This window comes from Sphaerisporangium sp. NPDC005288 (assembly GCF_040607475.1).
In the GTDB taxonomy this organism is placed as follows: Bacteria; Actinomycetota; Actinomycetes; order Streptosporangiales; family Streptosporangiaceae; genus Sphaerisporangium; species Sphaerisporangium rhizosphaerae.
This window is the reverse complement of sequence record NZ_JBEXGT010000018.1, coordinates 41909-63242: the sequence shown is the minus strand read 5'-3', so window position 1 is coordinate 63242 and position 21334 is coordinate 41909. Positions and strand designations below refer to the sequence as shown.

Genomic DNA, 21334 nt, shown 5'->3' with positions numbered 1-21334 from the left:
GGTATGGCGGACGTCCCACCGCGCTCCCTCATGCCGCACACGCGGCTGGACGAGGTGCTGTCGGAGCTGCGGGCCCGGCTGGAGACCGTGCTCGCCACCCGTGACCGGGTCCACGCGCTGCTGGACGCGGTCGTCTCCGTGGGCGGCGACCTGGACCTGCAGACCGTCCTGCGTCGCATCGTCGAGACGGCCACGACCCTGGTGGACGCCACCTACGGCGCCCTCGGCGTGATCGGCGAGGAGAACACCTTGGTGCAGTTCATCCCGGTCGGGCTGAGCGAGGAGGAGATCGCCCGCGTCGAGCACTGGCCGCACGGGCTGGGCCTGCTCGGCCTGCTGATCAAGGAGCCGCGCACGCTCCGGCTGCACCGCATCGCCGAGCACCCCGAGTCCTCCGGCTTCCCGCCCGGCCACCCGCCCATGGGCGGTTTCCTCGGCGTGCCGATCAGGGTGCGCGAGAAGGTCTTCGGCAACCTCTACCTGACCGAGAAGCGCGGGGGAGGCGACTTCGGGGAGGACGACGAGGCGGTCGTGGTCGCCCTCGCCGCCGCGGCGGGCGTCGCCATCGAGAACGCCCGCCTGTACGAGGAGACCCGCGGCCGCGAGATCTGGCTCCAGGCGTCCTCGGAGGTCACCACCCGCCTGCTGTCGGGGGCCGGCTCGGCCGAGGTGCTCGCGCTGGTGGCCCGGCGGGCGCGGGAGATGTCCGGCGCCGACGTCGCGGTGGTGCTGCTGCCCTGCGCCGGCGGGGAACGGCTGCGCGTCACCGTCGCCGACGGCGTGCCGGCCGGGCGGGTCAGCCCCGCGGAGGTCGCGGTCGCCGACTCGCTGCCGGGCCGCGCCTACACCTCCGGCGAGCCGGTCGTCGTCGCCGACCTGGCGGAGACGGCGATCCCCGCCCTGGTGTGCGAGCGCTCGCGCGCGGGCCCGGCCGTCGCCGTGCCGCTGGGCGCCGCCGGCGCGGTGCGCGGGGTGCTGTCGCTCGGCAGGCGCCCCGGCCGGCCGCCCTTCGGCGGGCCCCACGTGCGCATGCTGCACTCCTTCGCCGGGCAGGCGTCGCTCGCCCTGGAACTGGCCGAGGCCCGCGCGGACGCCGAGCGGCTGCTGCTGCTGGAGGACCGCGACCGGATCGCCAAGGACCTGCACGACGTCGTCATCCAGCGGCTGTTCGGGGTGGCCATGACGCTGATGGGCGCGATGCGCCTGCTCGACCGGCCCGAGGCACGCACGAGGGTGCGGCACGCCATCGACGAGCTGGACGGCACCATCCGGCGCATCCGCTCGGCCATCTTCGCCCTCCAGAGCCCTCCCGTCCTCGGCGCCTCCCCGCCGGGCGCGCGCATGGCCTGGCGCCACGCCACTCCGTCCCAGGCGGCCCCGGCCGCCCGTGACCTGCCGGACGGCGGGGGCGGGGTCAGTCGCGGCGGCCGGCCTTGAGCTGCGCCGCGAGCGCCGCGGCCTGCGTGCGCCGCTGCATGTCCAGCTTGGCCAGCAGGTTGGAGACGTAGTTCTTGACCGTCTTCTCGGCCAGGAACAGCCGCTCGCCGATCTGCCGGTTGGTCAGCCCCTCCCCGATGAGCTCCAGGATGTGACGCTCCTGGCCGGTGAGCGCCGCCAGCGGGCTCTTCCTGGCGGCCTGCTCGCGCAGGCGGCGCAGCATCGACGCGGTGCTCTCCGGATCCAGCAGCGACTGGCCGGCCGCCACCGTCCGCACCGCGCCGACCAGGTCGGACCCGTGGATCTGCTTGAGCACGTAACCGGCCGCGCCCGCCATGACGGCGTCGAACAGGGCGTCGTCGTCGGCGAAGGAGGTCAGCATCAGGCAGGCCAGCCCGGGCGTCCTCGCGCGCACCTCGCGGCAGACCTCCACGCCGTTGCCGTCGGGCAGCCGCACATCCAGCACCGCCACGTCCGGCCTGAGCGCCGGGATGCGCGCCACGGCCTGCTCCGCCGTGCCGGCCTCTCCGACGATCTCCATGTCGCCCTCGGCCGACAGCAGGGCGGCGACCCCCCGGCGGACCACTTCATGGTCGTCCAGCAGGAACACGCGAATCATAAGGCGACCCCAGTGACCTCTCCCGCGCGCGGCCCGGACTACCGCTCCGGGCCCGGCCCGTGTCCCCGCGGGCCGGGTCCGGAGCGTCCGGCGCTAGTCGGCCTTCTCCACCGGCACGCGCTTGCTCTGCTGCCTCTCCTCCGCCAGCGGGATGTCCACCTCCAGGATGCCGTCGTGGTAGACGGCCTTGACGTCCTGCTCCCCGGCATTGGCCGGCAGCGGGACCGACCGGCTGAACTCCCCGTACCGGAACTCCGTGCGGTGCGGCTCGGACCGCTCCTCCTTGCGCTCGCCGTGGATGGTCAGCATCCCGTTGGACACCACCACCTCGACGTCCTGCTCGGGGTCGATGCCGGGCAGCTCGGCGCGCACGATGTAGTGGCCGTCCCGCACGGTGTCCTCGAACCGGACCATCTGGCCCGCGGTGTAGGGGCGGCCGCCTCCGGTGAAGGGCGCCTCCAGCCAGTCCAGCAGGTCGGGTACCAGGCCCCTGGACGTGCTTCGCGTCTGTATGGACATGAGAACCTCCCTGGATAGTTCGCGGGACCATCAGTTCCATCCGACTCCCCGAAGCGCGCCGGGGTCACGGTCGTAGGTCCCGAATGCGCGTGACGTTCGCCTCGCGAGGGGCGGACGGCCGACGCGCCGCCCCTCCGCCCCGCGTCGCGGACCGTCACGCTCCACCCGTGGTGGCGCTCACACGCGCCGGGACTGCCCCGCCATCTGGGCGACGTCCTCGGCGGCGTCCTCGGTCAGCTTGGCCGACAGGTCCGCCAGAGCGCGCCCCACGGCCAGCTCGTCGCCGATCTCCGGGACGGGCCGGTCGACCGGGTTGCGCCGGGCGTACCCGACTCCCTCGCGCCGCATACCGGCGCGGTTCATCAGGACGGCCCGCGCGACGGTGCGGTCGTCGTTGTCGTCCTCGGTTATGTAGATCTCCACTGTCCACTGCTTGACCTGCATGGGGGCCTCCTTCCAGTGTCCTACCTCCACCATCTCTCACCCGCCCGCGCGCCGGGACGCCGCCCCGGGCGTGTCCGGCCGCCTCCGCGGGGGTGTCCTCACTACAATCCCCCGGGGGCGAGTTCGGGGGATGTGGGAAGGCTTCATGCTGCACGGCATCGATGTGTCCAACTGGCAGGGCGCCGTCAACTGGGCGGGGCACGCCGGCGACGGCGTCGACTTCGGATTCGCCAAGGCGACCGAGGGCACCGGCTTCACCGACAAGTGGTTCGCCCGCAACTGGGCGGCCATGCGGGAGAACTGGCTGGTCTGCGGCGCCTACCACTTCGCCCACCCGAAGGGCGACGCCGAGGACCAGGTGCGCCACTTCCTGGACGTGGTCGACGCGGCGGGCGGCCTGCGGCGCGGCGACCTGATCGCCCTGGACCTGGAGCACTCCGGGCACCTGCCGCCCCAGCGGGTGGCCGCCTTCGCCCGGCGCTGGTGCCACGTGGTGAACATCGTCACCGGGGTGCGGCCGCTCATCTACACCTTCCTGTCCTTCGCCAAGAAGGGCTACTGCGCGGGTCTTGAGGACTACCCGCTGTGGATCGCCGCGCCCAGTCATCCCAAGGGCCACCCCGTCGTGCCGCCGCCGTGGGACCGCTGGGCGATCCACCAGTACGCGCACGGCCCGATCGACCGCAACGTCTTCCGCGGCACCCGCGCGCAGCTCACCGCGCTCGGCCTGCAACCGGCCGAGGACCGCCGCAGCAAGGCGTAGGGAGCGCGATAACGCCGACCGGTTTCCCGGTAGCATCGGGCACGACAAGCGGAGTGCCCGCGCCCACCCATCTCCTTGGAGCAACCGTGTCTGCCGCCCTCGAAATACGCATCACCCTCGCCGGAGCCGAGCGTGTGGTGGCGGGCGGCACGACGGCCGGAGAGGCGCTCGCGGCCGACGGCCGGTCGGTCGTCGCCGCCAAGATCAACGGCGAGCCGCGCGACCTCGCCGCCGAGGTCGCCGACGGCGACGTCGTCGAGCCCATCGCCATCGACAGCGAGGAGGGCCGGGCGATCGTGCGCCACTCCACCGCGCACGTCATGGCCCAGGCCGTCCAGGAGATCTTCCCCGGCGCCCGGCTCGGCATCGGCCCGCCCGTCGAGAACGGCTTCTACTACGACTTCGACGTCGAGCAGCCCTTCACCCCCGACGACCTCAAGCGCGTCGAGAAGCGCATGCGCGAGATCGTCAAGCAGGGCCAGACCTTCGCCAGGCGCGCCGTCAGCGACGAGGCCGCGCGCGAGGAGCTCGCCGCCGAGCCCTACAAGCTCGAGCTCATCGGCCTCAAGGGCGGCGCCGGCGAGGAGGAGAGCGTCGAGGTGGGCGGCGGCCAGCTCACCATCTACGACAACCTCGACCCCAAGTCCGGCGAGCTCTGCTGGAAGGACCTGTGCCGCGGGCCGCACGTGCCCTCCACCCGGTCCATCCCGGCGTTCAAGCTGATGCGCTCCGGCGGCGCCTACTGGCGGGGCAGCGAGAAGAACCCGCAGCTCCAGCGCATCTACGGCACCGCCTGGGAGTCGCGTGACCGGCAGGATGAATACCTCCGCCTGCTGGAGGAGGCCGAGAAGCGCGACCACCGCAAGCTCGGCGCCGAGCTCGACCTGTTCTCCTTCCCGCCCGAGCTCGGCTCGGGCCTGCCGGTGTTCCACCCCAAGGGCGGGGTGATCCGCAAGCTCATGGAGGACTACTCCCGCAAGCGGCACGAGGAGGCCGGGTACTCCTTCGTCAACACCCCGCACATCACCAAGGAGCACCTCTACCAGGTCTCCGGCCACCTCGACTGGTACGCCGACGGCATGTTCCCTCCCATGGAGCTGGAGGGCGCGCGCTACTACCTCAAGCCGATGAACTGCCCGATGCACAACCTGATCTTCAGGGCGCGCGGGCGGTCCTACCGCGAGCTGCCGCTGCGGCTGTTCGAGTTCGGCACGGTCTACCGGTACGAGAAGTCCGGCGTGGTGCACGGCCTCACCCGCGTGCGCGGCCTGACCCAGGACGACGCGCACATCTACTGCACCCGCGAGCAGATGCGCGACGAGCTGACCTCGCTGCTGCGTTTTGTGCTCGAGCTGCTGCGCGACTACGGCCTGGAGGACTTCTACCTCGAGCTGTCCACCAAGGACCCGGTCAAGTTCGTCGGCACCGACGAAGACTGGGAGGAGGCCACCCAGACGCTGCGCGAGGTCGCCGAGTCCGAGAAGCTCGAGCTGGTGCTCGACCCCGGGGGCGCCGCCTTCTACGGCCCCAAGATCTCGGTGCAGGTGCGGGACGCCATCGGCCGCTCCTGGCAGATGTCCACCATCCAGCTCGACTTCAACCTGCCCGAGCGGTTCGAGCTGGAGTACCAGGGGGCGGACGGGGCGCGCCAGCGCCCGGTCATGATCCACAGGGCGCTGTTCGGGTCGATCGAACGGTTCTTCGGCGTGCTGGTCGAGCACTACGCCGGGGCGTTCCCTCCCTGGCTCGCGCCGGTGCAGGTGATCGGCATCCCGATCTCCGACGCCCACGTCGACTACCTCTCGCAGATAGCCGGCCGGCTGCGCGAGCGGGGCATCAGGGTCGAGGTCGACGCCTCGGCCGACCGCATGCAGAAGAAGATCCGCAACGCGCAGAAGGCCAAGGCGCCGTTCATGCTGCTGGCCGGCGACGACGACGTCGCGGCCGGCGCGGTCTCCTTCCGCTACCGCAGCGGCGAGCAGAACAACGGCGTCCCCGTGGACGACGCGATCGCCGAGATCGTCGACGCCGTCGAACGCCGCGTCCAGGTCTGAGGCTCGAAGGAGGCGGGGCGGCGGCGGTGCCCGGCGGGCGCGGCCGGCGCCCCGCGTCCTATGCTGCAAGGCATGCAGGAGCCGATTGAGCAGCCCGGTGCGGGAGATCCCGACAACTTCCAGCGTCTGTGGACCCCGCACCGCATGGCCTACATCAAGGGAGAGAACAAGCCGAGCGGCTCGGGCCCCGGCGACGGCTGCCCGTTCTGCGAGATCCCCAAGATGAGCGACCAGGACGGGCTCATCGTGGCCCGCGGCTCCTCGGTCTTCGCGGTGCTCAACCTCTACCCCTACAACTCCGGGCACCTGATGGTGGTGCCCTACCGCCACGTCGCCGACTACGTCGACCTGGACGAGGCGGAGACCGCCGAGCTGGCCGACTTCACCAAGCGCGCGGTGCTGTCGCTGAGGAAGGCCAGCGGCGCGCAGGGGTTCAACGTCGGCATGAACCTCGGCCACGTCGCCGGCGCCGGCATCGCCGCCCACCTGCACCAGCACGTCGTGCCCCGCTGGGGCGGCGACACCAACTTCATGCCGGTGGTCGGCCACACCAAGGTGCTGCCCCAGCTCCTGCAGGACACCCGCGACCTGCTCGCCGGCGCCTGGCCCGCCTGACCCGCCGACCGGCCGCCACCTTGGACGGGCGGCCCGGACGGATGGCTTGGACGGACGGTTCGGACGGACGCGCTCGCCGGTCCCGGCTCAGGTGGGCAGCGGGCTGAGCGCGGGGGCCGGGCGGGCCGGCGCCTGCGGGGCCAGGGCGCGGATGCCGGCCGACAGCACCAGCGGCACGGCCAGCGCCAGGGCCATCGACAGCACGGCCGCGCCCGAGTCGTTGACCAGCATGCCCACCACGCCGCTCACCAGCGCGCCGATCAGCCCGGCGCGCAGCATCGGCGCCCGCTCGAAGGCCACCGGCAGCACCCCGGCGCTCGCGGTGCCCGGCCGCAGCAGCGCGAAGACCAGGAACGCGAACGCCGCGATGACGATCGGCATGAGGTTGGGCGACAGCAGCGTGCTCAGCATGGCCCCGAGCTTGCGCCCGATCACCGGCAGGAACGTGCCGTCGATCACCTGACCGGCGAACCGCCCGAGATGGGTCTGCGAGGCGGGCGGCCGCAGGTGGTCCAGGTAGGCGATGCCCATCACCAGGACCCCGCCGGCCACGCAGAACGCCCCGAGCCTGACCACCGAGACCCGCTTGCCGGCCACCAGCAGGGCGGTGACCGCGATGCCCGGCACGAAGGCGATGACGCCGCCGAAGTCGCTGCCCACCCCCGGCCAGCCGTCCAGGATCATCGCGAAACCGCCCAGCCCGGCCACCAGGAGGACGGCCGCCCGTCGGCGCCCGGCCCGCACCAGCCCGTCGGCGACCGCGGTGGTCAGCAGCAGCACGGCGGTGGCCATCAGCGCGAACGGGATGTTGCCCAGGCCGTAGTAGCGGGCGCCGACCACGCCGGTGTACCCCATGATGCTGTCGAGCTGCAGGGGCGTGCCGGTGAGCAGGTCGCCCACCAGCACCGCGGCCGTGACCCCGGCGATCACCGACGGCGGCCCGAGCACCCCGCCCGCGCCGGGACGGCCGCGCAGCCGCGCCCACGCGACCGGCGCACCGAGGGCCAGCACGGTGAGCGCGGCGGCGCAGGCGAGCACCCCGGCCACCAGCGTGACCGCCGGCGCCGCGGCGCGCTCCCACGGGGCGAGGTTCACCAGGTAGGTCGAGACCGGCAGCGAGGCCAGGGCGAGCGCGGCGACGCGCACTCCGCCGAGGGCCCGGCGGCGGCGCAGCAGCAGGAAGGCGACCAGGTAGAACAGCACCTGCAGCACGGCGAGGCCGGTGAAGAAGCCGCCGCCGACGGCGCGGATGGTCTGCCCGGCGACGTCGGCGTGCCGCAGGGCGGCGACGCCCTCCTCGGTGCCGGTCGCGCCGGTGGGCGCCCACGGCACCCCGATGACGGTGCCGGGGACGGCCGCCCCGGCCGCCCGCAGAACCGTCGCGGTCACGTCGGGCAGGATCACCATGTCGTCGCGGTGGGTGGAGGTCGCGCCCAGGAAGTGGTCCTGGGCGCCGGGCGCCCGCCACATCGCCACCCGCAGGTGCGGCTCGGAGCCGTGGTCGGACAGCCCGGTCAGCACGACCCGCGTGTCGGCGGGCAGGTGCCCCACGACCGTGCCGACGCCGGCGTCCGCGGCGGCGAGCGCCGCCCGGCGGGCGGCGGGGGTCAGCTTGTCGGGGGCGTCCGCCAGCAGCTCGCCGTCGTAGTAGGGGCGCACCAGGTCGTCGATGTCGGCGGCCAGCACTGGGCAGGCGGACCAGTCGCGGACGCCGTCGGGCGCCGGGGCGTACAGGTCGACGGCGCCGGAGCGGTCGGCGAGCGCGAGCGCCGCCCCCGGACCGACGGCCGAGGTGCAGCCACCGGCCGCGTGGACGGCCGCGCCGAGCGAGCCGGCGTAGTCGGCGTCGCGCACGGTCCACAGCCAGTCGAAGCCGGGGATGACGGCCTTGCCGCCCTGCTGCTCGACGGCGGGCGGCGGCCCACAGCGGGCGCCGACCGAGGAGCGAACGCCCGAGGAGATCGTCAGCCACCCGTCGTAGGGGCAGGTGACGCGGCCGACGGTGCGCACCGACAGCGAACCGATGGCGCTCTGCGCCGCGAGCCGCCACAGGTTCGGGGTGGTCTCGGCGCTCACGTCGTCCCAGTGGAGCCCCGGCACGCCGATCAGCGCCACCCGCCCTGGGGCGTCGGCCCGTCCTGCGGCCTCCGCCCGCCCGGGGGCATGCGCCCACGCGGCGCCGGTCGTGACCATGCACAGCGTGATCACCGCCAATGCGCCCAGCGCCCGCCTCACCACTGACTGACCTCCCATGACGTCCACCCGCGAATCCATGGAACCGTACGGGAAAGCGCGCCGCCCGGTCCAGGAAATCGCGGTGAACATCGCCCGCGGCCCGGCGTGGCCCGGGATCAGGGCAGGACGACGGTGGCGGGCGCGCTCTCGTTGCCGAGGCGGTCGAGGGCGGTCACCAGGTAGGAGCCGCCGGCCGTGACCGTGAAGGACTGGACGGCGGCCGGGGCGGCCGGTGCCACGGCCACCAGGTTGCGGCCGTCGGCCGTCGCGCACGCGTCCGGCTTGGCGCCCGTGACCCGGTACACGGCGTAGGACCGGGCCTCGGGGGAGGACTTCCAGCTGAGCGCGCCGCCCGCCAGGGTGAGCCCGGTGGGGGCCGCCGGGGCCCTGCCGCCGCGGTCCTGGACCAGCGGAAGCAGCGCGGGGCGGGGGTAGTGGTCCTTGACCAGCGCGTCGAGCACGCCCAGCGGGTTCTTGGCGAGCTGGGCGGCGCTGAAGTAGACGTCCCCCCGCACCTCGGGGTACTTGCGGTTGAGGGTCAGGTGGGCGGGCAGCTCGCCGGCCCTGGTCCAGGCCGCGGTGTCCTTGGTGCCCACGCGGTAGAGCGCCTGACCGATGTAGAGGTGCACTCCGGTGCCCTTGACCTGGTCGGCCCACCACGGCACGAGCTTGGCGTAGTCGGCGGCGGCGAAGCCGCGCGGCCAGTAGATCTGCGGCATGACGTAGTCGATCGACCCGGACTTGATCCACGCCTTCGCGTCGGCGTAGATGGCGTCGTAGGCGGACAGGCCCTTGGTGTCGGAGCCCGTGGGGTCGTCGGACTTGTTGCGCCAGATGCCGAACGGGCTGATGCCGAACTTGACGTACGGCTTGGCCTGGTGGACGGCCGCGCCGACCTGGGAGACCAGCGTGTTGACGTTCTCCCGCCGCCACTCGGCGAGCGACATGCCCTTGCCGTACTTTGTAAAGGCGGCGGCGTCGCCGAACTTCGTGCCCCGGCCGGGATAGGGGTAGAAGTAGTCGTCGAAGTGCACCCCGTCGATGTCGTACCGCTGCACCACGTCCTTGATCACCTTGACGGTGTAGGCGCGCACCTCCGGCAGGCCGGGGTTGTAGTACAGCTTCCCCTCGTGCTTGACCACCCACTTCGGGTGCAGGCGCGCCGGGTGGTTCGCCGGCAGCTTGGACACGTCGTCCTTGTCGGCCGCGCGGTAGGGGTTGAACCAGGCGTGGAACTCAAGGCCGCGCTTGTGCGCCTCGTCGATGAGGAAGGGCAGCGGCTCCCACCCGGGGTCGCGGCCCGCGGTGCCGGTCAGCCACTGGGACCACGGCTCGTAGGGGGACTTGTAGATCGCGTCGGAGGCCGGACGGACCTGGACGAACACCGCGTTGAGGTGGCGCTTGACCGCGTTGTCCAGGATGCGGACGTACTCGGCCTGCTGCCGCGCCGCGTCCAGGCCGGTCTTGGACGGCCAGTCGACGTTGTGCACGGTCGCGATCCACACGCCCCGCAGTTGCCGCTTGGGGTATTTGGGGCTCGCCTCGCACGCTTGCTCCTGCTTCGCCGCAGCGGGGTGGGCGGCCGCGGACCTGGCTTGGCCGGTCGTGGGCTTGGCCTCGGCGGCCGACCGCTTGGCTTCGGCGGCCGGGCGTTTGGCCTCGCTGTCGGCGGGAGCGGCGCCAGGCCCGAAGAGATAGGCGACGCCGGTGGTGACCACCGCCATGGTGGTGGCGGCGAGCAGAGGCCGATGTCCGTTTCGCATGGGACATCAGTCTGGCATCGGCCAAACACTGGTAAGGCCCGATAAAAGAAATCGCACCGTGATGCCACGGTGACGCGCGAGGTATATGAGGCCGCCGTGGCGGGGAGCGCCGGCCCATGACGGCGGCCGCCGTCCGGTGCGGACACGGCGGTTTCCCGGCCGGCACCTGCGCCTCGGCGCCCCGGCCCGCCCGGTGATCTCCCGGACCGGTCGCCAGATCTGCTCCGGCCTCCGGCGCGGGTGACAACTGCCTTACCTCCGAGGGCTCCGGGCGCCCTGCGGCGGCCTCACGGGCGCCGGGCTCGCGAACGCCGCGGGCCGGCCGGTGTCGTACGGCCCGCGCGCTCGCACCGCGTCCGGCGGCCATCCCCGTGAAGCCCGGGGCCGCCGGGAAGGGTCTAGTCGGCGGCCGATCTGAGCTTGTCGGCCAGGTGGGAGGGCAGTGGCTCGTACCGCAGGAACGAGCGGTGGAAGGTGCCCGTGCCGTGCGACATGGACCGCAGGTCGATGGCGTACCGGGTGATCTCCAGCTCGGGGACCTCCGCCTTGACCAGCGTGCGCCCGGTGCCGACCGGCTCGGTGCCGAGGACGCGGCCACGGCGCGAGGACAGGTCGGACATCACCGCGCCGACGTGCTCGTCCTCGACCAGCACCGACAGCTCGTCCACCGGCTCCAGCAGCAGGGCGGGCACCTTGGCCGCCGCCTCCTTCAGGGCGAGCTGCCCGGCGATCTGGAAGGCCATGTCGGAGGAGTCGACCGAGTGGGCCTTGCCGTCGAACAGCGTCACCCGGATGTCCACCACCGGGTAGCCGGCCAGCACGCCGCGCTCCATCTGGGCCCGCACGCCCTTCTCCACCGAGGGGATGAACTGCCTCGGCACCACGCCGCCGACGATCTTGTCGACGAACTCGAAGCCGCCGCCGGAGGGCAGGGGCTCGATCTCGACGTGGCAGATGGCGTACTGCCCGTGCCCGCCGGTCTGCTTGACGTTGCGGCCGGTGCCCTGGGCCTTGCCGCCGAAGGTCTCGCGCAGCGGCACCCGCAGCTCGACGCGCTCGACGTCGACGCCGTGGCGCTTGGCCAGGTGGTCCAGCAGCACGTCAGCGTGGGCCTCGCCCATGCACCACAGGACGAGCTGGCGCGTCTCGGGGTTGTTCTCCAGGCGCAGGGTCGGGTCCTCGGCCACCAGGCGCCCGAGGGCCTGCGAGAGCTTGTCCTCGTCGGCCTTGGACCTGGCGCGGATGGCGACGGGCAGCAGCGGGTCGGGCATGGTCCAGGAGGTCACCAGCAGCGGTTGGTCCTTGTCGGACAGCGTGTCGCCCGTCTCGGCCCGGCTGAGCTTGGCCACCGCGCAGATGTCGCCCGCGACGCACTTGGTGGTGGTGCGCTGGTGCTTGCCCAGCGGGGAGGACAGCGCGCCGATGCGCTCGTCCAGATCGTGGTCCTCGTGGCCCCGCTCGGTCAGGCCGTGCCCGGAGACGTGGACCACCATGTCGGGGCGCAGCGTGCCGGAGAAGACCCTGACCAGGCTGATGCGGCCGACGTAGGGGTCGCTGGTGGTCTTGACCACCTCGGCGACCAGCGGCCCGTCGGGGTCGCAGGCGAGGCCCGGCACCGGCTTGCCGCCGATCGTGGTGATCTCGGGCAGCGGGTGCTCCATGGGGGAGGGGAAACCCTGGGTGATGATCTCCAGCAGCTCCTGCATGCCGACGATCGCGCACGACCCCTGCACGGCGCACGTCGCCAGCACGGGGTAGAAGCCGCCCCTGGCCACGGCCTTCTCCAGGTCGTCGATCAGGACCTTGGTGTCGATCTCCTCGCCGGAGAGGTAGCGGTCCATGAGGGACTCGTCCTCGCTCTCCTGGATGATGCCCTCGATCAGCGTGCCCCGGTAGGCGTCGATCTGCTCCTGGTAGGCCGCGCCCGCCTGGTTCTCGGTGCGCGTGCCGGTCGCGTAGTTGTAGAACTTCTGCGACAGCAGGCCGATGAGGCCGTTCACATGGCCGTTGGTGACCACCGGGAGGTAGAGAGGCGCCACGCCGTCGCCGAAGGTGTCCTGGCAGGCGGTGACCACGTCGTCGAAGTCGGCCCGCTGATGGTCGATCTTGGTGATGACGACGGCGCGCGGCATGCCGACCGAGGCGCACTCCTCCCACAGCATGCGCGTCAGCCCGTCGATGCCCTCGGCGGCGGAGACCACGAACAGCGCCGCGTCCGCGGCGCGCAGGCCCGCCCGCAGGTCGCCCACGAAGTCGGCGTAGCCGGGGGTGTCCAGGAGGTTTATCTTGATGCCGTTGTAGGTGAGCGGCGCCACCGACAGGTTGACCGAACGCTGCTGGCGCACCTCCACCTCGTCGAAGTCGCTGACGGTCGTGCCGTCCTCGACCCGGCCGGTGCGCTGGATGGTGCCCGTCGCGGCCAGCAGGGCCTCCACGAGCGTCGTCTTCCCGGACCCCGAGTGGCCGACCAGCACGACGTTGCGCACGGCATCCGGCCGGTCGGCCGAGGGTGCCCTGCCCGCGGCTCCCGCTGGTCCTCCCGCTGTTCTCTCTGGCATAACGCCTCCCGCGTCTCGCCGTGAGATGCGGCCGCGCGCGGTCGCATCGTCCGCCGCCGCGCCCGCCGCCCGAAAAAGAGCGCGGTGCATTCACCCTTCACCCGTCCGGCGCGGATCACAAGGGTCTAAAGGCAAAAGTGCTCGCGAGAAGACATGTGAACTTCCTGACCCGTTCTCCGGGTCGTTCCCCGCCGTTCCCCGGCCCGCGCCGCGCCGTTCCCCGTCCGGGGAAGCGGCCCAGGTGAGGGGACGGCGCTCGGTTCGGACCCCGTGGCCGGAGTGGCTACGATCGGACGGCGATGTTGAAGCTCCTGCGCCCCGCCGTCACCCGTGTCCTGTCCCCGCTCGGCCGGGCGCTCGCCCGCCGGGGGATCAGCCCGAACGTCATCACCGTCCTCGGCACGCTCGGGGTCGCCGCCGGAGCCCTCGGCTTCTATCCGCGCGGCCAGCTGTTCCTCGGGTCGGTCGTCATCACCTTTTTCGTTCTGGCGGACCTGCTGGACGGCGTCCTGGCCCGCATGCTCGGCAACGGCAGCGTGTTCGGAGCCTTCCTGGACTCCACCCTCGACCGCGTCGGCGACGCCGCCGTCTTCTCCGGGCTGATCTTGTGGTTCATGTCCACCGGGCAGGCCGTGCTGGCCTGCGTCGCGCTGTTCTGCCTGGTGGCGGGGGCCGTGGTCTCCTACGCCAAGGCGCGGGCCGAAGGGCTCGGCCTCACCTGTGACGTCGGCCTGGCCGAACGGTCCGAGCGTCTGGTGGTCGTCCTGGTCGCCGCCGGCCTCGGCGGACTCGGCGTGCCCTACATCCTGGCCGTGGGCCTGTGGCTGCTCGCCGCCGCCAGCGCGTTCACCGCCGTGCAGCGCATCGTGCACGTTTACCGCCAGACGGTGCCAACATGAACCTACGGGCCGCGCATCGGCGATGATGCCCTGAAGTCCCGACCGGCGCCCCGCCGGAGCCTGTGACCTACCCATGGGGGTGAACCTCGCGTTGACTGATCGGCTCGTCGTATGGGCTTTCCACCTCGGCTGGGTGCTGGTGCCCAAGCTGCCCGAGCCGGTGGCCGCGTGGGCCTTCCGCCTCATCGCCGACCTCATCTGGCGCAGGCGCGGCAAGCTCGTGCGCCGCCTTGAGTCCAACCTGGCGCGGGTCACCGGCAAGGACGTCGCCGACCCCTCGGTCCGCGACCTGAGCAGGGCCGGCATGCGCTCCTACTTCCGTTACTGGATGGAGGCGCTGCGCCTGCCGGTGATCGGCAAGGAGCGCATCCTCACCGGCACGCGCGCCATCCACGGCGAGCGCATCTTCGACACCCTCGACAGCGGCCGGGGCATCGTGCTCGCCCTGCCCCACATGGGCAACTGGGACCTGTCCGGTGCCTGGCTGGTCCACAGCGGCCACACCTTCACCACGGTCATGGAACGTCTCAAGCCCGAGTCGCTGTACGAGCGGTTCGTGGCCTTCCGCGAGAGCCTGGGCATGGAGGTGCTGCCGCTGACGGCCCAGGGCGGCGGCACCGCGCACGCCTTCGGCACCCTGGCCCAGCGGCTGCGCGCCGGCCGCGCGGTCTGCCTGCCCGCCGAGCGCGACCTGACCGAGAAGGGCATCGAGGTCGACTTCTTCGACGGCAGGACCCGCATGGTCGCCGGCCCGGCGCTGCTGGCCGTCCAGACCGGCGCCGCGCTGCACCCGGCGACCATCTGGTTCGAGGACGCCGGCTGGGCGATCCACATCCACGAGGAGATCCCCGTCCCGGCCGAGGGGACGAGGCAGGAGAAGGTCGCCGTCATGACCCAGAGCATGGCCCGCGTCTTCCAGGAGGGCATCTCCCAGCACCCGGAGGACTGGCACATGCTCCAGCGGCTCTGGCTGGACGACCTGGAGCCCCGGTGACCGCGCCCGCGGCCCGGCCCGCCCGGGGCGGGGTGAGCGCGCCGTGAGGGTGGGCATGGTCTGCCCCTACACCTGGGACGTCCCCGGCGGGGTGATGGCCCACGTCCGCGACCTGGCCGAGGCGCTCATCGCCGACGGGCACCACGTGTCGGTGCTCGCGCCCGCCTCCGACGACGCGCCGCTGCCCTACTACGTGACCTCCGCCGGCCGGGCCGTCCCCGTGCCCTACAACGGCTCGGTGGCGCGGCTGGCGTTCGGCTTCCTGTCGGCCGGCCGGACGCGCAAGTGGCTGCGCGAGGGCCGGTTCGACGTGCTGCACGTCCACGAGCCGGCCGTCCCCTCGGTCGGCCTGCTGGCCGTGTGGGCGGCGAGCGGGCCCATCGTGGCCACCTTCCACGCCTCCTACCAGCGCTCGCGGGTCGTGGCCGTCACCGCGCCCGTGCTGCACACCGCGCTGGAGAAGATCTCCGGCCGCATCGCCGTGTCCGACGCCGCGCGAAAGACGCTCGTCGAGCACATCGGAGGCGACGCGGTCCTCATCCCCAACGGGGTCACGGTCAGCCGGTACACCGACGCCGAGCCGCTGCCCGGCTGGGGCCCCGACGGCGGCTCGGGCGGCGGCGTCATCGGGTTCCTCGGCCGTATGGACGAGCCCCGCAAGGGCCTGCCGGTGCTGCTGGAGGCCTTCGCCCGGCTCGCCCCTGAGCGTCCCGGCCTGCGGCTGCTGGTGGCCGGGCCGGGCGACGCCGACGAGGTGCTGTCGAAGGTGCCCGCGGCGCTGCGCGACCGGGTGGGGGTCCTCGGCATGGTCAGCGAGGAGGACAAGGCCCGCGCCTACCACTCCGTGGACGTGTTCTGCGCGCCCAACACCCACGGCGAGAGCTTCGGCATCGTGCTCGCCGAGGCCATGGCGGCCGGGGCCACCGTGCTGGCGAGCGACATCCCCGCCTTCCGCAAGGTGCTCGGCGAGGGCCAGGCGGGCGCGCTGTTCACCACCGGCGACGCCGCCTCCCTCGCCCGTGAGGCCGCGTCCCTGCTGGACGACCCCGAGCGGCGCGCCAAGCTGTCCGACGAGGCCGGCGTGGCCGTGCGCAAGTACGACTGGTCCACGGTGGCCCGCGACGTCGTGCGCGTCTACGAGACGGTCGCCGCGACCACCAGCGGCGGCGTCGAAGAGGAGAGCCGCGGAGTGGTCCTGTGAGCGCCATGACCATCAGCCTGGTCGTCGGCGCGGTCATCGTGCTGACCGCCGTCTACATCTCCTGGCGGGCCGGCCGGCTGGACCGCATGCACATCCGCCTGGAGACCGCGCGGGCCGCCCTGGACGCCGCGCTCATCAGCCGGGCCGCCGTGTGCATGGAGCTGGCCGCCTCACGGGTGCTGGACCCGGCCACCAGCCTGGTGCTGGCCGCGGCCACCCACGAGGCCCGCTCGGCGGGGCCGGATGAGCGCGAGCACGCCGAGAGCGACCTGTCGCGCACGATCAGGGCCGTCATGGACCAGGACCGCTTCAGGGAGCGACTGGCCGAGACCCCCGAGGGGGCCGCCCTGGCGGCCGAGCTGGACACCGCCGTCACCAAGGTCATCTACTCGCGCCGCTTCTACAACAACGCCGCCGAGGTGACCCGGCGGGCCCAGCGCCGCTGGCTGGCCCGCACCCTGCGGCTGGCCGGCCACACCGACCCCCCGTCCTTCTTCGAGATCGACGACGCCGAACCCGCCTCCTTCGCCCAGCAGACCTGAGCCCAGCAGTCCTGAGCCCAGCAGTCCTGAGCCCAGCAGTCCTGAGCCCGGCGGTTCTGGTCAGGGCAGCAGGCGGGCCCGGGACCGGGCGTGGCGCAGCAGCGGAGGGCAGGTCAGGCGGGTGCCTGATCGGGTCGGCAGGGCGAAGGCCACGGCCTTGGCGGGCTCGCCGCCGGCGAAGGCCGTGGTGACGTACGCGCGGCAGTGGCCCTGCGACAGCTCGCGGGTCAGCACCAACCCCCGGCCGCCTTCGGAGAACAGACCCACTTCCACCCGCCCGTGCCGACGACCCAGGACGGCCGGGATCCAGCCGAGATCCGGGTCGCCGTCCACCACCTCGCACCAGGTCGGCACGCCGCCGAGCTCATAGACCCGCAGCTCGTAGGGCGGCAGGCCGTGCCGCTCGGCGTTGGCCACCAGCTCGGCCACGATCGTCTCGGCGTCCAGCACCTCCTCGCCGGACAGCCCCTCGGCCTGGAGCGCCTCCCGGACCAGGGCGCGGCCACGGCGGCACGCCGAACCGGGATGCAGCACCGCGACCACCACGCTCACCAGCGCGAAAGGGAACTCCCCGCCCGCCCCGCCGGTCGCGGCGAAACCGGCTCCCCGCTCGGCGGCGCGACGGTCCGCCGTCTCCTCGCGAACGCCTCCGAGCCCATCTCCTTCGATGAGGCGTCCGTGCTCGTCCCCTCCCATGACGGGTCCGTGCCCGTCCCCTTCGGGGACGCGGTCGCGCCGGGGCGCCTCGCCCCAGCAGGTGCCGGCCGAGGCCGACCGCCCGGGGCGAGGACCGGCGTTCATGCCGTCCATGGGGTTCGCGACGGTGCGCCCGTCGGCGCCCGGGTCTCTCTGGGCGGGGATCGTCGGGCGTCCTGAGGGGACGCCGGGTGCGTCCGCTGACCAGTGGGGGATCGGCCGCATCGGGCTGCTCCTTCTCGGCTCTCGGCGACGGTGCTCCAACAGGAGACCCGACCGAACGCCCGCACGACAGGTCCCCTCTCCGGCGTCGCCGTTCGCCGCGCCGTCCAAGCGTCCCGGGGACCTTTCCGTCGCCCGCCGTGCGCGTCTGCGCGCCCAGTGGTCGTTTCCCGGTCGTTTCGGACGGGGGGCCGGGAATCCGTGCCGTCCCTATTGACAATGGGTCGCCGTCTGATTACGCGTGGTCATGGAGGTGGTCGTGGGCGGGCCGAAGCGTGGTGCGGGAAGGCCGGAGCTGGCGCGGGCGCGCAGGCGGATGGGCATGAGCCAGGAGGAGATCGCCGAGGCGCTGTGGGTCTCGCCGACCACCTGGAGCCGCTGGGAGCGCGGCAGGCAGGCCATCCGGCCGGTGTACCGGGCGCGGATGGCCGAGGTGTTCGCGGTGGACCCGGCCGAGGTCGAGCGGTGGATCGAAGGCGGTGCCCCGGTCGATACGGAAGCCTGGCTCCGCCCGGACTTCAGCGACCTGTCGCTCGCGGCTACGGTCGAGGCCGCCGGACGCCTGTGGAGGTGCGACATGGACCCCGATCGCCGTCATGTGCTCGCCGCCCTGCCCTTCGTGCCCGCGGCCCTCGGAAGCTGGCTGTCGGCCTGGAGCTACGGCGCCCCGGTCGCCTCCGCCGCCCACGACGGCTCCGGCCCCTCCGTGGGCCTGTCGGACGTCCAGCGCATCGAGGAGGCGCGGCAGGCGTTCGGCGAGATGGACCACCGCTTCGGCGCCGGCCTGGTCCGCCCGGCCGTGGTCGACTACCTCGGCACCGTGGTCCACCCGTTGCTCCGCGGCCGCTACACCGAGAAGGTCGGCGCCGCCCTCATGTCGGCCGCCGCGGGGCTCACGGGGATGGCGGGGTGGACCGCGTTCGACCTGCACCGTCATGGGCAGGCACAGCAGTACTTCGGGCAGGCCCTCAAACTGGCGAAACTGGGCAGCGACCCGATGATCGGCTCCCTGATCCTGGAGGGCATGACCCATCAGGCCTTGTACCTGCGGCATTCGGCGCAGGCCGTCTGGCTGACCGGGGCCGCCGTGGAAGCCGCCCGGCGCGTGGACGCGCCGCCATGGGTGGCGGCGATGTTGCTGGTCGAGGAGGCTTGGGCGACGGCACTGCGTACCCGGCCTGGCGAGAGCCGGGACGGACATGGCGCACGCACCGTCCAGTTGAAGCTCGCCGAGGCCGAGCGTGTCCACGCCCGGGGCCGGAGCGACCGCGACCCGGCCTGGGCCACCTGGAACGACGAGCCGGAACTGATCGCCCGTGCGGGCATGTGCTGGGAACTGCTGGGCGAGCACGAGCGGGCCGCCGATTGCGCCGAACTGGCGGTACGCGAGTTCGCGGAGGCCCGGCCACGCTCGGCGCAGCTGAACCGGGTGAACGCGGCCGACGCCTACCTGAGCATGGGAGAGGTGGAGCGGGCCGTCGATATGGCCCGGAAGGCGATTCCGGCGGCCCGGTCGCTGACCTCCGTTCGGGCCGTTGAGCGCGTCAGGCAGTTCTCCGACCGCCTCACCCCCTACGCCGACACGGTCCACGTCAAGGAGTTCCGCGCCCACCTGGCCGCCGAGCTCACCGCCTGACGGGAGCTCGGACGACGAGTAGTAGGGCGGATGGCGGTGAAATCGCCCTAGCCTTCCTCCGGGCCGAGCGCGGTGCCCGGGGAAGGGGCGGGGGCGGGCTCCTTGAGCTCGATGAACAGCGCGTGCGGACGCCCTGGTCCCGCTGCGGCCGCACCTCGACACCCGGCGGCTCGCGATCGCGATCCGCGCCGCCACCGGAATCGAGGCCCTGGTCTGGCTGATCGACGTGGCGGGCCTGACCCGGGAGGACGCGGCCGAGATGCTGCGCGCGAACGCCCACGCGATCCTCCGCGCCGCGCTGGACGACGTGTGCCCCCCACAGAGGGCCGGTCGCGAGGCGAGGTCGGCAGCCGGTCGTCGATAAGGCGATGTGGCGGCCGGCTTCATAGCGGACGGCGAGCCTGCGGTGCCAGGCGGCCGGCGCACCATGACCGCCGTCCTGGCGTAGCTCGCCGGAAATGATGGGTCCGCTCGCGCCATGTACGGGATGTCCGCATCCGGTACTGACGAAGGAGACGCCCATGAGGACGGCGCGTGGATGATGACGAGGTGGCCCGGTTCGAGGCCGTCTACAGGGAGTGCTACGACCAGATCACGGCCTACGCGGTGCGGCGCTGTGACTCGCCGCAGGACGCGGCGGACGTCGTGGCCGAGACCTTCGCGATCGCCTGGCGCAAGCTGGCCGACCTGCCGCGGGGCGGAGAGGCCAGGCTCTGGCTGTACGGCGTGGCGCGCAGGGTGCTGGCCGACCAGCGCCGCAAGTCGGTCCGCCGGCGGATGCGTGACGTGGAGCTCGACGCCGAGATGGTCGATCTCTACGGCGATCCGCCGGAGGCCGGCGCCGAGCTGAGGGCGGTCGCGGCGGTGTTCCGGAGCATGCCGGACGACGATCGCGAGCTGCTGTCGCTGGTCGCCTGGGAAGGGCTCGGCCGGGACGAGATCGCCACGATGCTCGGAGTGTCGCGCAACGCGGTGCGCATCAGGCTGCACCGCGCGCGCAGGCGCTTCGCCGCCGCGCTGAGCGCGGCCGATGTCCACCTGACGACGGGCAGCCGGATGATCCCGGCGGGGAGGCCGCTGTGAACGACGCGGAAGAGATCAGCCGGTTGCTGCGGCCGCTGGCCCGGGTGGAGCCCGGAAGAAAGGGAAGCGGGGGGTCCGGCGCGGGGGCGCAGGCGCTGCTGGCCTCCATCACGGGCCGGCGGAGCGACGCGTCGGCGGTCCCTGGGCCGGACACGGTCGTCGCGCGGCCGGAGGCGGTGGCCGCAGGGAGCCCAGCCGCCCCCTTGGCCGGGCCGCGGCGCCGGTTCCTCCTGCTCGGCCCCCGTCGCCTGGTGCTCGGCCTCACCGCCGCGGCCCTGCTCGCGACGGGCGTCGTCGTGGGGCCGAGCCTGGTGCGGGACGGAGGCGGTGTCGCGGTGTCCTACGCCAACGCGGCGGTGGACATCAGACGGGACGGCGACCAGTACGTCGCCCGCATCAAGGACCCGTTCGCCGAGTACGCCATGTACACCGAGGCGTTCCGGGCGGTCGGCCTGCGGGTCGAACTGCGCCCGGTGCCGGTCTCGGCGGGATACGTGGGGAAGATCCTCGGCATGGTGATCGCGTCGAAGGAGGCTCCCGACCGGCAGGCCACGCCGGATCCCTCCGGCCCGCGGTTCGGCGGCGTCCCGCTGACGCTGGGAACGGCTCCCCGGGGGTGCGAACCCGGACGGTCCCCCGGCTGCGTCATGGTGATCCGGGTCCCGGCCGGGCTGACCGGGAGGGTGGACGTCCGGATCGGCCGCCAGGCCAGGCCGGGGGAGGAGTACGCCAACTTCGACGCGGCTCTGGCGCCGGGGGGGATGTTCCACGGGGTGCGCCTGCGGGACGGCCGCCCGGTCAGGGAGATCCTCGCCGAGGCGCGCCGGCGCGAGTTGTCGGCGGTGTTCAGCCTCATCCGCATCGACCCGAAGACCGGCGGCCTGTCCTTCGAGCCGTTGCCCGCGGACCGGGTGGACGGGGGCTGGACGGTGTGGAACGCCTGGCAGGTGAAGGCCGGGGTGGTCCGGCTGCTGGTCACGCCCGGGCGCCTGCCCGAGAATCCCTTCTACAACGGGAGCGCCCCACCACCCGCCCTGGGCTGACGGCGAGCCGG

Annotated in this window: 18 protein-coding genes; 11 read left to right on the top strand and 7 right to left on the bottom strand. The window is 73.0% G+C overall.

What is annotated here, in order from left to right; translation table 11 throughout:
- Positions 1–3 precede the first annotated feature (3 nt).
- Positions 4–1437: a GAF domain-containing protein gene (locus ABZU32_RS18615; protein WP_354923708.1), complete on the top strand. Its 1434-nt coding sequence runs from the start codon at positions 4–6 to the stop codon at positions 1435–1437.
- Here the strand turns inward: ABZU32_RS18615 and ABZU32_RS18610 are convergent.
- The 3 genes from ABZU32_RS18610 to ABZU32_RS18600 all read right to left on the bottom strand — a co-directional run bounded on the left by ABZU32_RS18610 (position 1415) and on the right by ABZU32_RS18600 (position 3019).
- Positions 1415–2056 (bottom strand): response regulator transcription factor, encoded by a 642-nt coding sequence (locus ABZU32_RS18610; protein WP_354847764.1) that lies wholly within the window; start codon positions 2054–2056, stop codon positions 1415–1417. The two genes, ABZU32_RS18615 and ABZU32_RS18610, sit on opposite strands and share 23 nt — an antisense overlap.
- A 93-nt stretch (positions 2057–2149) precedes the next feature.
- Positions 2150–2575, bottom strand: coding sequence for an Hsp20/alpha crystallin family protein (locus tag ABZU32_RS18605; RefSeq protein ID WP_354847767.1), 426 nt, complete (start codon positions 2573–2575; stop codon positions 2150–2152).
- Between the two features lie 177 nt (positions 2576–2752).
- The gene (locus ABZU32_RS18600) at positions 2753–3019 is read right to left on the bottom strand and encodes a DUF1876 domain-containing protein (protein ID WP_354923706.1); all 267 of its coding nucleotides are present in this window, start codon (positions 3017–3019) and stop codon (positions 2753–2755) included.
- A 145-nt stretch (positions 3020–3164) separates the two neighbouring features.
- Between ABZU32_RS18600 and ABZU32_RS18595 the strand changes: the two genes are divergently transcribed.
- The 3 genes from ABZU32_RS18595 to ABZU32_RS18585 all read left to right on the top strand — a co-directional run bounded on the left by ABZU32_RS18595 (position 3165) and on the right by ABZU32_RS18585 (position 6451).
- Positions 3165–3782: a glycoside hydrolase family 25 protein gene (locus tag ABZU32_RS18595; protein ID WP_354847773.1), complete on the top strand. Its 618-nt coding sequence runs from the start codon at positions 3165–3167 to the stop codon at positions 3780–3782.
- Between the two features lie 86 nt (positions 3783–3868).
- The gene (gene thrS, locus ABZU32_RS18590; protein ID WP_354923704.1) at positions 3869–5836 is read left to right on the top strand and encodes a threonine--tRNA ligase; all 1968 of its coding nucleotides are present in this window, start codon (positions 3869–3871) and stop codon (positions 5834–5836) included.
- Positions 5837–5908: 72 nt separating this feature from the next.
- On the top strand, positions 5909–6451 hold the full coding sequence (locus ABZU32_RS18585) for an HIT domain-containing protein (RefSeq protein WP_354847778.1): 543 nt from the start codon (positions 5909–5911) through the stop codon (positions 6449–6451).
- Positions 6452–6538: 87 nt separating this feature from the next.
- Here the strand turns inward: ABZU32_RS18585 and ABZU32_RS18580 are convergent, their stop codons facing one another.
- The 3 genes from ABZU32_RS18580 to ABZU32_RS18570 all read right to left on the bottom strand — a co-directional run bounded on the left by ABZU32_RS18580 (position 6539) and on the right by ABZU32_RS18570 (position 13007).
- Positions 6539–8704: a hypothetical protein gene (locus tag ABZU32_RS18580; RefSeq protein ID WP_354923702.1), complete on the bottom strand. Its 2166-nt coding sequence runs from the start codon at positions 8702–8704 to the stop codon at positions 6539–6541.
- Positions 8705–8802: 98 nt separating this feature from the next.
- Positions 8803–10449: a family 10 glycosylhydrolase gene (locus ABZU32_RS18575; RefSeq protein WP_354923700.1), complete on the bottom strand. Its 1647-nt coding sequence runs from the start codon at positions 10447–10449 to the stop codon at positions 8803–8805.
- 398 nt (positions 10450–10847) lie between these two features.
- Positions 10848–13007, bottom strand: coding sequence for an elongation factor G-like protein EF-G2 (locus ABZU32_RS18570; protein WP_354923698.1), 2160 nt, complete (start codon positions 13005–13007; stop codon positions 10848–10850).
- A gap of 299 nt (positions 13008–13306) precedes the next feature.
- Between ABZU32_RS18570 and pgsA the strand changes: the two genes are divergently transcribed.
- The 4 genes from pgsA to ABZU32_RS18550 all read left to right on the top strand — a co-directional run bounded on the left by pgsA (position 13307) and on the right by ABZU32_RS18550 (position 16643).
- Positions 13307–13906, top strand: a complete 600-nt coding sequence (pgsA, locus tag ABZU32_RS18565; RefSeq protein WP_354847790.1) for a phosphatidylinositol phosphate synthase — start codon at positions 13307–13309, stop codon at positions 13904–13906.
- Positions 13907–13997: 91 nt separating this feature from the next.
- Positions 13998–14900, top strand: coding sequence for a phosphatidylinositol mannoside acyltransferase (locus ABZU32_RS18560; protein ID WP_354847792.1), 903 nt, complete (start codon positions 13998–14000; stop codon positions 14898–14900).
- Positions 14901–14943: 43 nt separating this feature from the next.
- Positions 14944–16101 (top strand): glycosyltransferase family 4 protein, encoded by a 1158-nt coding sequence (locus ABZU32_RS18555; protein WP_354923696.1) that lies wholly within the window; start codon positions 14944–14946, stop codon positions 16099–16101.
- Between the two features lie 5 nt (positions 16102–16106).
- Complete coding sequence (locus ABZU32_RS18550) at positions 16107–16643, top strand: hypothetical protein (protein WP_354923822.1); 537 nt, start codon at positions 16107–16109, stop codon at positions 16641–16643.
- A 60-nt stretch (positions 16644–16703) separates the two neighbouring features.
- Here the strand turns inward: ABZU32_RS18550 and ABZU32_RS18545 are convergent, their stop codons facing one another.
- Positions 16704–17564 (bottom strand): hypothetical protein, encoded by an 861-nt coding sequence (locus ABZU32_RS18545; RefSeq protein ID WP_354923694.1) that lies wholly within the window; start codon positions 17562–17564, stop codon positions 16704–16706.
- A 256-nt stretch (positions 17565–17820) separates the two neighbouring features.
- On the opposite strand from ABZU32_RS18545, the gene ABZU32_RS18540 reads away from it, so the two are divergent.
- The 3 genes from ABZU32_RS18540 (at position 17821) to ABZU32_RS18530 (ending at position 21323) form a co-directional block, all read left to right on the top strand.
- Positions 17821–19197: a helix-turn-helix transcriptional regulator gene (locus ABZU32_RS18540; RefSeq protein WP_354923693.1), complete on the top strand. Its 1377-nt coding sequence runs from the start codon at positions 17821–17823 to the stop codon at positions 19195–19197.
- Between the two features lie 534 nt (positions 19198–19731).
- Complete coding sequence (locus tag ABZU32_RS18535; RefSeq protein WP_354923691.1) at positions 19732–20280, top strand: RNA polymerase sigma factor; 549 nt, start codon at positions 19732–19734, stop codon at positions 20278–20280.
- Positions 20277–21323, top strand: a complete 1047-nt coding sequence (locus tag ABZU32_RS18530) for a hypothetical protein (protein ID WP_354923689.1) — start codon at positions 20277–20279, stop codon at positions 21321–21323. Before ABZU32_RS18535 ends, ABZU32_RS18530 begins: the two co-directional genes overlap by 4 nt.
- The last annotated feature ends 11 nt before the right edge of the window (positions 21324–21334 follow it).

Coding starts and splice junctions, on each gene's coding strand:
- ABZU32_RS18615 (WP_354923708.1), top strand. CDS start 4: ATGGCGGACGTCCCACCGCGCTCCCTCATGCCGCACACGCGGCTGGAC.
- ABZU32_RS18610 (WP_354847764.1), bottom strand. CDS start 2,056: ATGATTCGCGTGTTCCTGCTGGACGACCATGAAGTGGTCCGCCGGGGG.
- ABZU32_RS18605 (WP_354847767.1), bottom strand. CDS start 2,575: ATGTCCATACAGACGCGAAGCACGTCCAGGGGCCTGGTACCCGACCTG.
- ABZU32_RS18600 (WP_354923706.1), bottom strand. CDS start 3,019: ATGCAGGTCAAGCAGTGGACAGTGGAGATCTACATAACCGAGGACGAC.
- ABZU32_RS18595 (WP_354847773.1), top strand. CDS start 3,165: ATGCTGCACGGCATCGATGTGTCCAACTGGCAGGGCGCCGTCAACTGG.
- ABZU32_RS18585 (WP_354847778.1), top strand. CDS start 5,909: ATGCAGGAGCCGATTGAGCAGCCCGGTGCGGGAGATCCCGACAACTTC.
- ABZU32_RS18580 (WP_354923702.1), bottom strand. CDS start 8,704: ATGGGAGGTCAGTCAGTGGTGAGGCGGGCGCTGGGCGCATTGGCGGTG.
- ABZU32_RS18575 (WP_354923700.1), bottom strand. CDS start 10,449: ATGCGAAACGGACATCGGCCTCTGCTCGCCGCCACCACCATGGCGGTG.
- ABZU32_RS18570 (WP_354923698.1), bottom strand. CDS start 13,007: ATGCCAGAGAGAACAGCGGGAGGACCAGCGGGAGCCGCGGGCAGGGCA.
- pgsA (WP_354847790.1), top strand. CDS start 13,307: ATGTTGAAGCTCCTGCGCCCCGCCGTCACCCGTGTCCTGTCCCCGCTC.
- ABZU32_RS18550 (WP_354923822.1), top strand. CDS start 16,107: ATGACCATCAGCCTGGTCGTCGGCGCGGTCATCGTGCTGACCGCCGTC.
- ABZU32_RS18545 (WP_354923694.1), bottom strand. CDS start 17,564: ATGCGGCCGATCCCCCACTGGTCAGCGGACGCACCCGGCGTCCCCTCA.